This is a genomic window from Streptomyces sp. R818 (assembly GCF_056172735.1).
The window spans coordinates 1-15,519 of the sequence record NZ_JAOCNE010000005.1 but is presented as its reverse complement, the minus strand read 5'-3'; the positions used below and the strand labels follow the sequence as shown (position 1 = coordinate 15,519).

The 15,519-nt window shown below is 70.3% G+C and carries 17 protein-coding genes and 1 pseudogene; 9 read left to right on the top strand and 9 right to left on the bottom strand.

Going from position 1 to position 15,519, the window contains the following annotated elements; genetic code table 11:
• Positions 1-69: 69 nt before the first annotated feature.
• The 5 genes from N5I75_RS15580 to N5I75_RS15560 form a co-directional block, all read right to left on the bottom strand.
• Entirely contained in the window at positions 70-528 is a 459-nt protein-coding gene (locus N5I75_RS15580) for a hypothetical protein (protein ID WP_476677953.1), read from the bottom strand.
• A 60-nt stretch (positions 529-588) separates the two neighbouring features.
• Entirely contained in the window at positions 589-1,500 is a 912-nt protein-coding gene (locus N5I75_RS15575; RefSeq protein ID WP_476677952.1) for an anti-sigma factor RsbA family regulatory protein, read from the bottom strand.
• Positions 1,501-1,581: 81 nt separating this feature from the next.
• The gene (locus tag N5I75_RS15570) at positions 1,582-2,400 is read right to left on the bottom strand and encodes an MEDS domain-containing protein (protein ID WP_476677950.1); all 819 of its coding nucleotides are present in this window, start codon (positions 2,398-2,400) and stop codon (positions 1,582-1,584) included.
• Positions 2,401-2,524: 124 nt separating this feature from the next.
• A complete protein-coding gene (locus N5I75_RS15565; RefSeq protein ID WP_476677948.1) occupies positions 2,525-4,768 on the bottom strand; it encodes a SpoIIE family protein phosphatase in 2,244 nt (747 codons plus the stop codon).
• The gene (locus tag N5I75_RS15560) at positions 4,765-5,175 is read right to left on the bottom strand and encodes an STAS domain-containing protein (RefSeq protein ID WP_476677946.1); all 411 of its coding nucleotides are present in this window, start codon (positions 5,173-5,175) and stop codon (positions 4,765-4,767) included. The genes N5I75_RS15565 and N5I75_RS15560 overlap by 4 nt, the downstream gene beginning before the upstream one ends.
• A 366-nt stretch (positions 5,176-5,541) precedes the next feature.
• On the opposite strand from N5I75_RS15560, the gene N5I75_RS15555 reads away from it, so the two are divergent.
• From N5I75_RS15555 to N5I75_RS15535, 5 genes are all read left to right on the top strand, one after another.
• The gene (locus N5I75_RS15555; RefSeq protein ID WP_476677945.1) at positions 5,542-6,075 is read left to right on the top strand and encodes a GNAT family N-acetyltransferase; all 534 of its coding nucleotides are present in this window, start codon (positions 5,542-5,544) and stop codon (positions 6,073-6,075) included.
• Positions 6,076-6,275: 200 nt separating this feature from the next.
• Entirely contained in the window at positions 6,276-6,788 is a 513-nt protein-coding gene (locus tag N5I75_RS15550) for a hypothetical protein (protein ID WP_476677943.1), read from the top strand.
• A 141-nt stretch (positions 6,789-6,929) separates the two neighbouring features.
• Positions 6,930-8,012: a tyrosine-protein phosphatase gene (locus N5I75_RS15545; RefSeq protein WP_476677942.1), complete on the top strand. Its 1,083-nt coding sequence runs from the start codon at positions 6,930-6,932 to the stop codon at positions 8,010-8,012.
• Positions 8,013-8,177: 165 nt separating this feature from the next.
• A complete protein-coding gene (locus N5I75_RS15540; protein WP_476677940.1) occupies positions 8,178-8,366 on the top strand; it encodes a hypothetical protein in 189 nt (62 codons plus the stop codon).
• Between the two features lie 148 nt (positions 8,367-8,514).
• Complete coding sequence (locus N5I75_RS15535; RefSeq protein ID WP_476677939.1) at positions 8,515-9,174, top strand: histidine phosphatase family protein; 660 nt, start codon at positions 8,515-8,517, stop codon at positions 9,172-9,174.
• 317 nt (positions 9,175-9,491) lie between these two features.
• Here N5I75_RS15535 and N5I75_RS15530 read toward each other — a convergent pair whose 3' ends face one another.
• Both N5I75_RS15530 and N5I75_RS15525 read right to left on the bottom strand, forming a co-directional pair.
• Complete coding sequence (locus N5I75_RS15530) at positions 9,492-10,652, bottom strand: IS4 family transposase (protein WP_476677332.1); 1,161 nt, start codon at positions 10,650-10,652, stop codon at positions 9,492-9,494.
• A 188-nt stretch (positions 10,653-10,840) separates the two neighbouring features.
• Complete coding sequence (locus tag N5I75_RS15525) at positions 10,841-11,065, bottom strand: universal stress protein (protein ID WP_476677937.1); 225 nt, start codon at positions 11,063-11,065, stop codon at positions 10,841-10,843.
• Here N5I75_RS15525 and N5I75_RS15520 point away from each other — a divergent pair.
• Positions 11,064-11,243 (top strand): hypothetical protein, encoded by a 180-nt coding sequence (locus N5I75_RS15520; protein WP_476677936.1) that lies wholly within the window; start codon positions 11,064-11,066, stop codon positions 11,241-11,243. The two genes, N5I75_RS15525 and N5I75_RS15520, sit on opposite strands and share 2 nt — an antisense overlap.
• A 225-nt stretch (positions 11,244-11,468) precedes the next feature.
• On the opposite strand, the gene N5I75_RS15515 is transcribed toward N5I75_RS15520, so the two are convergent.
• Positions 11,469-12,683: an MFS transporter gene (locus N5I75_RS15515; protein ID WP_476677934.1), complete on the bottom strand. Its 1,215-nt coding sequence runs from the start codon at positions 12,681-12,683 to the stop codon at positions 11,469-11,471.
• A 260-nt stretch (positions 12,684-12,943) separates the two neighbouring features.
• On the opposite strand from N5I75_RS15515, the pseudogene N5I75_RS15510 reads away from it, so the two are divergent.
• A pseudogene (locus tag N5I75_RS15510) lies at positions 12,944-13,380 on the top strand (cupin domain-containing protein).
• Positions 13,381-14,088: 708 nt separating this feature from the next.
• On the opposite strand, the gene N5I75_RS15505 reads toward N5I75_RS15510, so the two are convergent.
• Positions 14,089-14,358 (bottom strand): VOC family protein, encoded by a 270-nt coding sequence (locus tag N5I75_RS15505; RefSeq protein WP_476677932.1) that lies wholly within the window; start codon positions 14,356-14,358, stop codon positions 14,089-14,091.
• A gap of 480 nt (positions 14,359-14,838) precedes the next feature.
• Here N5I75_RS15505 and N5I75_RS15500 point away from each other — a divergent pair, with 480 nt between their 5' ends.
• Together N5I75_RS15500 and N5I75_RS15495 are read left to right on the top strand one after the other, a co-directional pair.
• A complete protein-coding gene (locus N5I75_RS15500) occupies positions 14,839-15,060 on the top strand; it encodes a hypothetical protein (RefSeq protein ID WP_476677931.1) in 222 nt (73 codons plus the stop codon).
• Between the two features lie 152 nt (positions 15,061-15,212).
• Positions 15,213-15,519, top strand: a 307-nt coding sequence (locus tag N5I75_RS15495) for an ATP-binding protein (protein ID WP_476677930.1), incomplete at its 3' end; no start/stop codon positions are given.

The following is a 15,519-nucleotide window of genomic DNA, read 5'->3' as shown; positions in this document are numbered from 1 at the left end:
GCGGAACCGTTGCTCAGGGGTGACGGGCCGCGGCCGACTCGGTTCCGCAACGCCGCGCATGAGTACGGGTCAGGTGGTGGCGCTGTACGGGACGACCGCCGCTGAGTCGTCGTCGGCGGGTGAGATGCGCAGAGAGCCGCGGGCGAAGTGGGAGGCGAACTCGATCATGGTGCCGTCGAGGACCAGCGTGGTGACGGGCTCCTCGGCGTACGGCGGCGTCTCCGGGCCGATGCGGTAGGCGGTGCGGACCACTTCGTCATCCGCCTCCGCGCTCTCCACGGTGGCGAAGCCCGAGCTGCCCGCGACCCATGTGCCGTCGATGCGCAGCTCGTAACGGATCTCCAGCAGGCCCGGCTCGGGGCAGCTCCAACGGAAGCGGCCGATGCTGAGTTCCGTCGTGATGCTCTCGAAACGGCTCCAACCCCGCCCGTCGGGAAGGAAGTTGACCTCGCTCGTCTCCATGGCCCCCACGTCGAAGGGCGCGCTGTGCCAGTTGCCGAGCAAACGCTTGTCGATCATGTGTGTCACGCACCGATTGTTCCCCACGTGCGGAGCGTGCGCTGACGGCCCGGTCAGTTCGCGACGGTGTCAGGCAAGCCGCAGGTGAAGGCGCACGGTGATGCCGCCCTGTTCCGTATCGATCTCCATGCGGTCGCACAGCTGGCGCACTGCCCACAGGCCGTGCCCGTATCGCTGCTCTGGTACGGGGGACGGGGAGCCGGGATGCCCGTCGTCGCCTGCTTCGGCGGGACCGGCGACCTCGCACAGGATGTGCTGCCCGGCGCGGCGCAGGGTCACGCGGCCGTGGCCGCCGCCGTGCTGGACGGCGTTGGTGGCGACCTCGTTGGCGGCGAAGAGCAACCGCTGCACCGTGGCGCTGGACATGCCCTGTTCTCTGGCGGAGCGGGCGACGAAGGTCCGGAGGACGGACAGGTCGGCGCCGAAGCGCAGGGTGGCCGCGCCGCCGTCGGCGGTGGGGACCGGTGCGGGTGGGCCCGTGACCAGTTCCGGGTGGGTGCGCCGGGCTCCAGCGACTACGTCGTCCGGCAGGGTCCGGATGTCGTAGGGGCAGACGATCCAGGCCGGACCGTCGGCGAAGGCCGCACCGACCGTCCCGGAGCAGGCCCACCCGTGCTCCAACTGCCGCTTCCCAGACCAGGCTTGTTCGCCGATCACGCGCACTCGTCGGTGCGGTCCGCCGACGGTGCGCTGGTCCACGTAGCGGTAGTAGGCGCTCAGCGTGCGCCCAGGCGTGCGGTACCAGTCGACGGTGTCGACGAAGGCGATGCCGGCCGCCGCATCCCCGAGGGCCCGGCACAGCAGCTCTATGTTGGCTTCGGTCGTCATCGCGCACACCGCGTCGTCCTGCTCCAGGCCGTCGAGGCAGAACGGCACCATCGCGGAGAGGAACTCCTCGTCGCTGCCGTAGATCAGCCCTTGGTGGGTCAGGCGTCGCGGGTTCTCGGAGTGCGGGCGTGCGGCTGCGGTGGTGCTGGTCACGCCGACGCCTCCCGGGCGCTGACGGACAGGGCAGGCACCTCGTCCCAGCCGATCACACGGATCACCTGGTGGAGCATCGGGTCAAGGTCCAACCACACGCAGCAGCCTGCCCTCGGGCAGCCGCTCGGCGGTGCGCACCAGCGCTCGCACCCCGGCCAGGTCGATGAACTCCAGGCCGTTCATGTCCACCACGATGTCCCCGGGCCAGTCCAGGGCCGTCCGCAGCGCACTCGCCAGCGCGGGGGCGGAGCTGTAGTCCACCTCGCCCGCCACGCGCAACGCTCGCCTGCCCTGCCGGAAGGACGGGGTCAGCCGCAGTACGGCACTGCTGTGCAGGGGCGGGGCTTCGACCGATCCGGGGTGGCGCCGGTCGAACTCTTCGAGGGAGGCGGCGTCGAAGAGGCGGGCGTCGTACTGGCAGATCGCCGACGCCGGTTGTCCGGCGAAGACCTCGTCGACCTTCGTCTCGTACTCGCCGAGCCGCCCGGCCCCGGGGACGCCGCGCAGCGCCCAGCCCATCTCCCCGCTGACGCGGAAGCCCGTGTAGCCGGCTGCCAGGGAGTCGGTGACTTCCTGGCGCAGCGTGGTCACCATCGCGTCGGGATCGAACGGGCCCGCGGCCAGGTAGCTGTCGTCGGCCGTGGTCACCGCGAGCTGCCCGCTGGCCAGCGCCGGGCCCGGGTCCGTTCCTGCTGCCCGCAGCCAGTTCAGGACCTGTTCGGGGGCGCACTGGTCGGCGAAGTACATCACGCGTTCTTCACGGCGCAGGCCGTCCAGCAGGTAGGTGGTGACCACCCGGCGCTGCTCGGCGTCATCGGTGAAGGCAAGACACAGGTGATCACCATGACCCATGTCCTCGACCGGGTGCTCCCTGCCGCCGTACGTCATGACGTCGGCCATGCGGATCCCCACCGTCCCCCACCCACTTCACCTTGTCGGGCCGCAGCCCTCGCACGCATGTGCTGGCTTGCGGACCTCACGATCACTCTACCGGCCCGTCACTTCCGTGGTGGCGCTCCTGGGCCTACGCCGCCTCGGCGGTCGGCGTCCGCGGCGGTTCCGTGGCGGTGAGGACGAGGATGGCCTGGTCGTCGTCGCTGTGGTGGCCGTCGGTGTAGGCGTCCACGGCCCGGGTGAGGGTGTCGGTGATCTGCTGGGCGGAAGGGCGGTGCGGCGTACCGCTCACGGTGGCTGTGAGGCGTTCCTCGCCGAAGAGCGAGGCGTCGCGGCGTCGGGCCTCGGTGATGCCGTCGGTGTAGAGCACGAGGCTCTCGTGGGGCCGCAGGTGCAGGCGGTGGGTGGTGACATGCGGGTCGGGGGAGAGGCCGAGCAGGAGACCAGGGGTGTCGATCATGCGGGCGGTGTGCTCGGCGTCGAGGTGCACGGGCAGGGTGTGGCCGGCGCGGACGAATTCGATGTCCAGTCCGGTGGGCCGGGGGGTGAGCTGGCCGTAGACGAGGGTGACGAAGCCGGTGCCGTGGCTGTGCGGCCGGTTGATCAGGGCCCGGTTGACGGCGTTGACGACGTCCTCGGGGTCGGGCAGGAGCGGGGCGACGGCGCGTGCGGTGTGGCGGACGAGGGCGGTGGTGGTGGCGGCGATGGCGCCGCGTCCGCAGACGTCGCCGAGGAGGAAGGCCCAGCGGCCGTCGTCGAGGGGGAAGACGTCGTAGAAGTCGCCGCCGATGTCGAGTCCTTCGCCGGCCGGGTGGTAGTAGGTGGCGACGTCGGTCCCCGGGATGTCGGGCAGGTCGGGCAGGAGCAGCCCTGCCTGCAGGTCGCGGGCGAGGGTGGCGCGGTGGGTGTACTGGCGGGCGTTCCGGGCGGCCGAGGAGGCGCGCAGGGCGAGTTCCTCGGCGAGGGCGACGGTGTGGCCGTCGAGGAGGTGCTCGCCGGTGGAGAACAGCGTCATGGTGCCGAAAGCCCGGCCGCGGTCGAGGAGGGGGACGCACAGGTAACCGGTGACGCCGAGGTCCTGCCAGGGGCCGGGGCCCGTCGGCGTGCGGCGGGCGATCTCGCCGGCGCCGGAGGCCAGTACGCGGGCGATGGCGTCGTCGGCGGTGTCGTACACCGGGACGTGGGAGGCGAGCAGCTCCTGCTGGGCGCGGGTGGGTGCGGAGGTGGCGACGCGCCGCAGGCGTCCGCCCTCGATGAGGTCGACCGCGCACAACGGGGCGAGCGCGGGCGCGCAGGCGTCGGCCAGCCGCTGCAGGGCCTGGTCGGCGTCGAGGTCGGCGCTCAGCAGCGTGCTGGCGTTCAGCAGGAAGGCGAGGTCGTTGCGGGCTGCCTTCGCCCGGGCCTCGGCCTCCCGGCGGGCCTGCTCGGCCTGGTGACGCTCGATGGCGAGGCTCGCGGTGTCGGCGAAGACCCGGGCGAGCGCGAGGTCCGCCTCCTGCGGGGCGCGCGGGACGCGGTGGTACATGGCGAAGGTGCCCAGCAGGGCGCCGTCCCGGGCCAGGATCGGGGTGGACCAGCAGGCGGCGACACCGGCCCGTGCGGCCAGCTCGCGGAAGTCGTCCCACAGCGGATCGGCGGCTATGTCGGTGACGATCACCGCCTGGCGGCGGTGCGCGGCGGTGCCGCAGGAACCGGCACCTTCCCCGGCGGCGATCCCGTCGATGGCCTCGTTGTAGAACCGGGGGAGGCTCGGGGCGGCGCCATGGCGCAGGCGCCGGCCGTCGGCGTCCGCGAGCAGCACGGAGACCAGGACCTCGTCGGGCATGAGGTCCTCGATCGACCGGGCCATGCCCTCCAGCACCTGCGGCAGAGGGGCCTGGCGGGCGATCTGCTCAAGCAGCACGCGGTGTTCGGCCGCGAGCCGCTGCGCGTGCTTGACCTGGGTGGTTTCGACCCCTAGCACCCGCACGCCCATGACGTTGCCGCCGGCGTCGAGGCGAGGCTCGAAGGTGAAGTCGAAGAACGCCTCCCGCGCGCCCGGCCCCTCGCCCAGCAGCACCCGGGCGCCCCACCCGGCGTGCGGCTCGCCGGTGCGGTAGACCCGGTCCAGCGGTGCCATGATCCCCTGCCCGACCAGTTCGGGCACGAGCTGCCTCAGTGGGGCCCCGGCACAGGCATGCGCGGATCCGCCGATCGCCGCGAAGAACGCCGTGTTCGCCGTCTCCAGCACATGGGCCGGCCCGGCCAGGGCCGCGAACACCGCTCTCGACTGCCCGAACAACGACCGCAGATCATGATCCGCCTCGCTCGCGGCGGTGACGCGCGTGGCCGCGGTCCCGGCAGGCCGGGGCACACGCCCTGGTACGCGCGTCATGTCGTCTGCCTTCCGGTGGCCCCCGCCGTGTCGTTCGTGTCAGCGCCCACGATGTCATGTCCCTGCACATCCGCGGCCAGTGCCTCGGCGACGTCGCCGTGCATGGCGAAGACCTGGTCCAGGCCCGTCAGCAGGAACAGACGCGCCAGGGCGTCCGGTACGGCCGCGAGCCGCAACACCCGGCCCTGCGCGGCCAGCGACCGGTACAGCCACAGCAGTGCGGCGATACCGGAAGAATCACAGAACGCCAGTGCCGAGCAGTCGGCGACCACCGCGCGCGCACCGTGCCCCCCGGCCAGCTCCTCCTCGCCGACCTCATGCAGCTGCACCACGCTGTCGAAGTCGAGCTGACCGCGCAGCGCGAACACCGCACTCCCGGACCGACGCGTGACCTGCACCGAGAACACCCTGGACCACCTCCACCCGATACCGGCCGGCCGAGTGACCGATCTTGCAGTGCTTCCCTCCCTGCGCATGTGCGGAAAGGGGATTTCCGTCCACCTTACGGCGACGGGGCTGAGGGCCTCGCCGAGGACCCGGACGGCACCCGCGTCGTCCGTGACGAGACCGTCCGCCGGGCTGCGCGAGATCCGCCGGGTGACTTGCGGCTTCTCGGAGTGCGGAACACAGACGGCGACGACGCCCTGATGGCGGCGGCCCTGTCGGCGGCCAACTGGGCGGTCACCGCGCCTCCGGTGCAAAAACCGCTGGCTTCCTGCTGCGGCGAACGCGAGGATCGACCATCCCGTTACGCAGTGCAGGGAGGGGGCGGCGTGGCCGGTCGCGTGGAAGTGCAGCGGGTCGACGAGACGAACCTCGACGAACTGCTCGCCGTAGCCGTCGAGGACGCGGCGCCCGAGGAGGTCATGCCCGCGGTCGCGGGACCGCCAGGATGGACGGCAGAACGCCGGGAACGCTTCCTCGACTGGCATCGAGCCCGGGTCCCGGGGCTGCGCGGCCCCCTTCGCGAGTCCACCTTCGCGGTCAAGCACGACGGCAGGATCGTAGGTTCAGCCCGTCTGGCGATCCGCGACAGTGACGGCGCCCTGGAGACCGGCATGTGGCTCGGGCGCTCGCACCGCGGGCAGGGGATCGGTACGGCTGCCCTCGACATCGTTCTCGCCGTAGCCGCGAGAGCCGGAGCCCGCACCGTGGTCGCGGACACCACGAACGACAACACGGCGGCACTGGTGGCTTTGCGCCGCAATGGCGCGACACTCAGCACCCGGCGGAACGGCACCGAGATCTGGGCGGAGCTGACGCTGAAGGGCCCGCACCCGTCTGCCGGTCCCACCGAGCAGCCGTAAAACGCCGTGCACGCGCCGACCCTGGGCGTCCCTGTAGCCAACGCCGTGCGAAAAGGAGGTTGACGACACACGTCGGTCTGGGGCCCTGAAGGCGGATGGCTCACCGGGGTCTCCGGAGTGTGCATAGTGGGTGCAGCATCCGTCGCGGGGGGTGGATGCGAGGGGAGAGAGCCGTGGTGCGGTATGTCCACCATCAGTTGATGACCGTCGTCGAGACGGGTATCTCGCTGGCCATCACCGTCCCTGTCGTCTTCGGTGTACGGGGTCTGCCGGACTTCGAGCACACGACCGTTCCCCTCCTGGCGGCCTTCGCGGGCTTGAGCGCGCTCTTCGGCCTGCTCGACGTCACGGTGCGCTCTCGTTGGCTGGGCGGGGAGAAGAAGTATGTGGAGAACTCCTTGCCCCTGGCCGACCCCCAGGCGGTACTGCCCACTGCGCGTGAGTCCTGGCGCCGCAGCTTCGACGGGGCCTTCATTGTGGTGGCCGGACTGCCCGCCCTTGTCCTCGGTCTCATATGGGGTCCTTGGGCCGTCGCCTGGGCGTTTGTGTTCCTCGTTCCGGAACGTCTCGTCAAAGGTGTGTACGTGGGTGTGTGGGAGCGGCGCCACGGCGTGCTCCTGTGGCGCGGCCATCTTGCGGAACAACCCTTGGGCAAGGGACAGCGCCTGTACTCCTCGGCATCACACGGCTGCCCCGGCGGCGAGCCGGGGTGACCGAGGGCGCGCGGCGCGTCCGGTGCACCGCCGTCGACCTCTCTCATGCACCACCGATCCCCCTGTCTCCTTGCCTCGGTGTCACCCGCGGTTCATCAGCCCGACGCGCGTAGCTCTTCTGCGCCCCGGAGCATCCGCGCCATGAAGCACATGACGCGTGTCAGGGCCACCGCACCCGCACTCTGCGCCCTGCCCCTCCTCGCTCTGGCGACCCCCGTGGCCTCGGCCCACTCCGGTGACACGGGAACGCACACCACGCCCGCCACCCGCATCCCGTTCACGCAGGCCACCGTCGAGGCGACGGCGACCGCAGGCACGTACACGATCGCCTGGAAGGCGCCGGGCGTGCGGCGCGTCACGGTGAAGGCGGCCGGTGGCCGTACGGTGGCGCGCGGCGGAGCGAGCGGTGAGGTCACGGTCAAGGGACTGCCTGCGAGCGTCGACCGCCAGTGGTTCGACCTGATACCCGAGCACGGCCGCGGCCTGCACCTGGCGGATCGCCTGATCAAGCTGGAAGGAACGGTCAACTTCCGTGACGCGGGCGGGTATCGCACCGCCGACGGTCACTGGGTGAAGATGGGCGAGGTCTACCGTTCGGACGCCCTGGACAAGCTGACACCTGCCGACCTGGCGAAGCTGAAGCGCCTGGGCATCGGCACGGACTACGACCTGCGCACCACCAGTGAGCGCGGTGCCGCACCCGACAAGGTCCCGGCAGGAACGGCGTACGTCGTGGCGAATGTCATCGGCGACGACAGCCCGGTCTTCCAGCTGCCCACCTCGGAGGCCGGGGCCGTGGACATGATGGTCCAGGGCGAGAAGGCAATGGTCAGCTCGCCCACCGCCAGGACGGCCTACAGCACGCTCATGGCGGGCATCGTGGACGGCGGCGGCGACCTGTTCCACTGCACCGCGGGCAAGGACCGTACGGGCTGGGCGAACGCGGCGCTGCTCACGGCCCTCGGCGTGCCGCGCGAGACCGTGCTCGCCGATTACCTGGCCTCCAACGACTACCGCGTGGCGGCCAACGCGGCGGCGCTGGCGGCGATGCCGCCCGAGCAGGCGAAGGTGTACAAGCCGATGCTCGATGTGCGGGCGGAGTACCTGAACTCGGGGTTCGACGAGGTGAAGGACGCGTACGGCTCCTTCGGGGCCTACGAGCGGCAGGCGCTCGGCCTGGACAGCCGCGACCTCGCCCGCCTGAAGCGCACCCTGCTGACCTGATGCGCTCTGACCTGCTCTGCTCTGACCTGACCTGGTTCGGTCGCTGTGGGGCTTCGTCAATCGTTCCGTGTCGGCGCCGAGATCATGGGAACAGTTCTGGACACACGACCGGCGACGAGAAGGGGATGCGACATGAGCGTGCGGCAGGGACGCGATTGGACGCGCATGACACCCGACGAGTTCGACCAGGACGCCGAGTCGCGTCCGGGTGCCGACGCCGGTCCGACCGTCATCCCGGCTGTTCCTGACGAACTCGGCACGGAGCCCTTGTTCGGCGACGACGAACCCACTCCCTCGCACCGCGTGCAGGAGCACCACATGGCCGCCGGCGTCGACCAAGGTGTTCTCTTCTAGGTGCGTGAGGGCGACATGTTGTGACATGTAACACCCGTGCACGGGGTCCACGGGCGGGCCCGTTCGGCATGGCGGGTGAAGGTGAAACAGTGGGACTGTCCCGCTGAAAGCGTCCCGCACGACCGCAAGACCAGGAGGCCCGCCCCGCATGCGCCTGATCCTCATCCGCCACGGCCAGACCCCGTCCAACCTCAAGCACCTCCTGGACACCACGGTGCCCGGCCCGGGCCTGACACCGCTGGGGCAGGAGCAGGCCGCCGCGCTGCCCGAGGCGCTGGCGGGCGAGGAGATCGACGCGCTGTACGTCTCGACGCTGCTGCGCACCCAGCTGACCGCAGCCCCGCTGGCCGCGGCGCGGGGTCTTGAGCCGGTGGTGCGCGAGGGGCTGCGGGAGCTGATCGCCGGTGAGCTGGAGATGCGCGGCGACGACGAGGCGGCCGGCATCTACATGACCACGGCGTTCGCCTGGTCGGCCGGGGATGTCGAACGCCGGATGCCCGGCGGGGAGACCGGCACGGAGGCGCTGGGCCGCTTCGACGCCGTCGTCGCCGAGGCCGCCGGTTCCGGCGCGGGCTCGGTGGCGATGGTCAGCCACGGCGCCGTGATCCGTACCTGGGTCGCGGCCCGCGCCGTCAACGTCGACGTGGCGCATGCGGCGTCCCACCCGCTGGCCAACACCGGCGTCGTCGTCCTCGACGGTTCCCCCGACGCCGGCTGGCGCTGCGTGCTGTGGGAGGGCAGGCCCCTCGGCCCGTCCTCCGGGACCCCGGACGACGAGGGCCCGACGGGCGAGCCGGTGACGGCCTGAGAGTTTGACGGCCTGAGGGTTTGACGGCTTGAGGGTTTGACGGCCTGAGGGTTCGACGCGGCCTGAGGGCGGCTTGATGGCCTGACCGGCTAGAGGCAATGCCGTTGCTTTACGGATTCGCGGGTTGGGGTCGTTGGATGCGGACGGCCTGGACACCGCCGCGGGCGGGCTGGGGGCAGGTCCGGTGTTCGGTCCGTTTGAGCCTGTAGTTGGACATCTTGCGTTTGACTACACGGGGCTGGCTGCGCAGGCGTCTGACCGGCAGGAGCCGCTCCAACAGGTCGTGCTCGAGCAGGACCAGCGCCTGGACCAGGAGGTCAGGGGGAAAAACGGCCCGGCGTGACGGTCACGCTGCGCCGGGCCGAGCGCAGGGTCTCGGTGAAGGAGATCCGGTCCGGATCCAGGCCGCCGGAGGCGGCGGTGCGAAACATCAGCTCACGCAGGGCCCGGTGGACCAGCAGGTGGGCCCAGATCTGCTGCAGCACCCCGTCCGGGGTCTTGCTGCTCAGCACGGTGTGCGCGCCGCGCTGGCGGGTCTTGAGCTCGGCCAGGACCGACTCGACTTCCCAGCGCTCTTGGTAGAGCGCGGCCAGTTGACGCGCCGGGAAGCGGCGGGCATCGAGCAGGCTGGTCACCAGCCGGTAGTCGCCGGCCGCCGGGCCGGCGTGGTCGAGCCGGTAGGCCAGGACCCTCACGGTGACCGGATCCCGCTTCGCGGAGTCGGTGCTGGCGTGGATGCGGGAGATCCAGGAGCCGTCCCGCAGCACCCGCTCGACTGGCAGGACGCGATTGGCGGGCACCCGCCACAACAGATCGGCGCCGCTGTCGGTGAAGGCCCGCCACAACGACATGCCGAGGAACTCGCGGTCGGCCAGCACCAGCTGGCCCGGCCCGCAGGAGCGGGGCAGGCGCCGGACCAGGGTGACCTCACCGGTGCGGCAGCCGGCCAGCTCCGCGTCCAGCACCAGATGCGTGCCAGTCTCCACCAGGCAGGCCATCCGCACCTGCGGGAAAGAACTCTTCTCCGGGCCGCGGGCGTTGCCCGGGCGGCCGAAGGCGGCCTCATTGGCCACCGTGTCGGCGACGTCCCAGCAGGTGCCGTCCACCGCCAGCAGCCGCAGGCCCCGCCAGAACACCCCCGGCGTGCTCTCGGTGCCCAGCGGTTTCGCCGTCGCGGTGAACAGCACCCGCAGCGGCTCACTCCCCAGCCGCTGCCGGGCCCGAAACAGCGAGGACTTCGCCGGAATGCGCCAGTCACCCAGCAGTCCCAGACCCCGCAGGCCCTCGACCAGGTGCCGCATAACCTCCAGATAGGGAGCGGGCGAGAAGAGCGCCAGGCCGAGCACGAAGTACACCACCAGCCGGGCCGGCAGCAGCCGTCTGCGTTGCTCCACCCGCCCGCAGGCAGCCACCACACGATCCACCAGACCCGGCGGATACACCCAGGTCAACAGCCCCAGACCCGATAAATCAGACACACTCACAGACACTGGCACCACCCCCGGGAGCAGTACGCAGCAGCCTACGCCGAACAGTTAAAACAACGGCATTGGTCCTAGCCCATCGCTCCGTCCCTACGAGGTCTTCGTCCCCGACCGACGCGCGACCGGGTACTGCTCGGTCGCGCGTCGGCGTGCACGGGGTGCCGGACGGCTGGGGCCGGGCCCTACCGGTCTGTCGCCGGCAGTTCGGCCGAATCGTTCCCGTCGCCCTCCGGCACCAGGAGTACGGCGGTGCGCCCCGTGTGAACGACGGCGTCGCTCACACGGGGGTCCCACAGCGCGCCGAACATGTCGCGGTGGTGCGGTGTCAGTACCAGAAGGTCCGCCTTCCACGCGGCCGCGGTCTCGGAGATCACGCCGGCAATCCGAGTGGTGAGCGCATGGACCATGACTCCTTCGGCCGCGACCCCCGCTCCGGCGCAGCACGCCGACTGCTTCGTCGAGCACGGACTCCGCTTCCGAGTCGTCCTCCAGGGGAACAACAGTGGCAAGCGTGGCAGCGGACGCGGCAACGTGCAGCACCCGGACCCTGGCACCCGTCAGCCGGCCATCGCGGCGGCCGAGTGAACGGTGGACAGACGGGTGGAGCTGGAATCGACAGCAACGAGTATGCGTTCGAACATGATCTTCTTCCTCTTCGTGCACGACCGCGGGAGCGCGGGCGTGCGGGCGGTGCCACTGGTCCTTCGCGGCGCTTCCGCCCCCGTCAACGGTGGGCGAGTTCGTCCTCGACGACGCGGTCGCGGCCCGCCACGTATCCGACGGCCATCTGCGGTACGAGCAGCGCGCTCATCACCGTGATCGGCAGACCCCAGCCGCCACTGTGTTCGTAGAGCGTTCCGATGAGGATCGGTCCCGGGATCGCCAGCAGGTACCCCACGCTCTGGCGAAGGCCGACAGTTGGGCCACGCCCGTGCTGGTCCTGGCCCGCAGACTCACCATCGTCAGCGCTAGGGGAACGTGCAGTTGGCGACGCCCAGGATGAGGGCCCACGCCCAGGCGCCGCCCACCGGGGCGAAGTACAGCCCGGCGTAACCGACGAGTCCGCCAGACCCAGGACCAGGACGACCGGGCCCTGGTGCGGACGGCGCGCCGCCATCCGTGGAATGGTGAACGCGAGGGGGACACCCACCGCCATGGTGACGGCCAGCAACAGCCCCGCGGTGCCGGCGGGCAGGCCCGCGTCGCGGTAGATCTGAGGCAGCCAACCCATGGTGATGTAGGCACCGGTGGACTGGAGCCCCATGAAGACCGCGAGCGCCCAGGCCGTGCGGCTCCGTGACACGCGGGGTACGGGTGGTCCGCCGTCCGCGCCCCGGCCGACCGGTCCGCGCCGGAGGAGGTGGCCGGCTCGCCCTTCCGGACGAAGGGTAGCCAGGGCAGGACGGCCGCCACCGCGAGAGCGCCCCAGACCGCGAGGCCGAGTCGCCAGTCACCTCCCAGGGCCCTCGTCACCGGAACGGTCACTCCGGCGGCGACGGCCGTGCCGAGCGAGAGGGCCATCGAGTAGAGACCCGTCATGGCGCCGACCCTGTCGGGGAAGTAGCGCTTGACGATGACCGGCATCAGCACGTTGCTGAGGGCGATGCCCATGAGCGCGAGAGCGCTCGCGGTCAGGAACCCGGGCACCGAACCGACCCAGGGACGCACGAGCAGGCCCAGGGCGACGGCTGCCATGCCCAGGGCCACCACGCGCGCGGGGCCAAGGCGCCGGGCAAGCCGCGGAGCGGCGACACCGAACACGGAGAAGCACAGGGCGGGGACGGAAGTGAGCACACCGGCGACGGCCGCGCTCATGTGGAGTCCGTGCCGCACTTCCTCCAGCAGCGGGCCGAGGCTGGTGACAGCGGGCCGCAGGTTGCACGCGGTCAGGACCAGTCCGGCGACGAGCAGACGGCCTCGCCATCGCCCGGAGCGGCCCGTGACGCGATCCTCGGAGAGGTTCGTGGACGTGTCGACGCCGTCGCGGTCGCCTGGACCGCGCACTTGTTCTTCCTCACTGCGCATGACCAGCATCGTAGAATGATGGGATGTTTGAGTACGCCCTTCGGTCACACTGTTTGGTGTGATGTTGCTCATGGGGCGACGAATATCTCCATTTGCGATGACACTAACCGGCCGCGTGGGCGCCCACTGACGTGTTTCTGGCGAGCCGGTGACGCAATCACACTGTCAATGGCGGGTGCAGTAGTAATACAGTGTGTCGTGTGAACTGGTCGTCGGCATCCCGCGGCCGGTCAATCACTCATTGTTCGAAGGGAATCACCATGCGCACTACGTTACGTGCAGCAGCAGTGGGAACCGCGCTCGTCGGACTCTCGCTGACCCCTGGCATCGCCCGGGCCACGCCCGGCGGGCCCGGCGTCAGCGGCACGATCCTGGCGCAGTGGACCGAGGGCGGCCGGGACTACGTACTCCGTGAGATCACCATCCCCGCCGGTCAGGCGACGGGATGGCACTACCACGACGGCACCCTGTTCGCCTACGTCAAGCAGGGCACGCTCAGCCACTTCGACAGCAACTGCGCCCCGGACGGCGTGTACAAGAAGGGCAGCTTCCTGAAGGAGCCGGCGGGCGCGGACCACGTGCACATCGGTGAGAACCGCGGTGCGGACGACGTAGTCTGGACGTCCTGTACGTAATGCCGCACGGCGCGCCTCTGTCCGAGGACGCTCCCGCGCCGGGCTGCGAACTGCACGAGTAGGCGCCCGGCCCGGAAGCGTTGCTTGGTGGCGTGGGGCCAGGTATGACGGGGAGTGAGATCTTCAGGCCGGCGCTCCAGCACGTCGTGGGTGAGCTGGGCGGCCTGGGGGAATGATCCATCTCCGCGGCCCCATGTCCGCGCTGCGGCTGGTCTCAGCCGTAGGTCGGCCGTCGGTCGTCACGCTTCCCTGGGAGATCATCGATCAGGAGGGCACACTGGCCCCGCCCTCGCCCTCCACGAGGGCAGCGGCGTCTGGCCGCCTGCCGGCGCGCCGAGGCCCCCATGACCATGAAGGGGCCGGTTCAGGGCAGTGGCCTGGCCGCCGTTCCGCTTGGTCAGCCTCTTCCCGGGCACCTACTCGGACACGGGAGGTGGCCAGCAACATCGGCGACGCCGACACCACAGCCGGGGCATCCTCCATCAACAACCTGCCCATAGCCGACGGTCCGCAGTTCACGGACCCCGCGCACCACGACTACACCCTCGACTCCTCCTCACCGGCACGCAACTACGGCCTGGTGCGGCCCCGGCCACGGACGGCTACACCGAACCGCAGCCCAGTGCCGGCGCCTACCAGTACGGTGCGACACCGTGGCAGGACGGGGCGGGTGGAGAACACGGGCGGCTGGGACACGTACCTGGACCAGACGTTCACGATCACGCCGACGAGCGGCACGCACGACGTCTACCCAGACACACGACGAGGCCCTACGGGTTGGGCACCTCCTGAAGGACCCAGCCATTGCCGTCCGGGTCGGAAAAGTCCGCGTACGTACAATAGTTGCGGCGCTGAGGGTCGGGTCCGCCGCGCCACTTCTCGCCCGTGCAGCGGTGGAAGATGTCGCTGGTGTCGTGATAGATCTCGCCCACCTCCACACCCCGGCCGACCAGCTGGTCCCGGGCCTCGAAGATGTCCGAGACGATGAGGTGGAGGCCCCTGGACGACCCGGGGCGGCCAGGGTGACGCCGGTGCCGCACCGAGCAGGGCGAACCCGGGGTGTCATGTGGACGACCCGGTAGGTTTCGTCCGTGACGTGGTCGGCGTCCAGGCGGAACCCGACCGCCTCGTAGAAGGCCTTCGCCCGGTCGACGTCGGCGACGGGCAGCACTACGACTTCCAGCTTGAAATCCACCTGTCGTCACTCTCTTACGTGTCGTCGTAGAAGGGTGTCATCGAGTCAGGCCTGTGCCCGCTCTTCCCGGAGTGCGCGGTCTGCATCGGCCACCAGCGCACATGTGCCGAGGATACGGCCCTGGAGCCACGTCACACGACACACCGGAGGCACCTGGACGGCGGTGTCACGGAGGCCAGAGAGACGCCCTGAGCGGGGCAGGATCTGACGCTTGCCGTCCGTTGATCACTATGCCACGGTGTCACACGTTACATTCACTCGTCACCGTGCAGCGCGAGCACCGCGCTGTTAGGGAAGGGAAAGGTTCGAGATGATATTGCAGGGCTTGAAGAGGAAGCTCGTTTCCGCGAGCCTCGTCGCGCTCGGCGCGGCGGGCGTCACCGTCGGGGGAGCCGCAGTCGCCCACGCCGACACCATGGTCGGAAGCTACAGCACACAGGCGCAGTGCCTCGCCGTGAAGGTCGTGTACCAGAGCGGCGATCCCAGCAACAGCTACTACTGCGACAACGACCTCGAGGCCGGCTACTGGAACCTCTGGAAGCGGTAGGCGCTTCGGTTCGCCCTGTCCTCGCAGCCGGCCCACCGACCCAGTCGGTGGGCCGGCTGCGTAGGTACGCCCTTCTCGTGCCGACCTTTGTGTGGCCGACTCGTCACGTTCGGCGACCGCGGCGGCGGACGAGGTCCGCGACGGCCGTGGGTATGGAGTCATCACGTAGTCGTTCGACTGATGACTCAGCCGCACCCGCTCAACGGAGGAAGTCAGGGACAGGTAAAATCCGGAAGCGTGGCCGATGTCAGAGGTATGCAGCGGACGTTGAGAGCAGCGGTGCCCAACGCATGATCGGGCGGGACGCGGAACGGGAGGTTCTGCACGGCCTGCTTTCGAGCACGGTGGCAGGCAACGGAGGCGCGCTACTCGTCCGCGGAGACGCCGGTGTCGGCAAGTCCTCTCTACTGCGCACGTTCGGTTCTCATGCTTCGGCCAAGGGCGTCAGAGTCCTGCGCA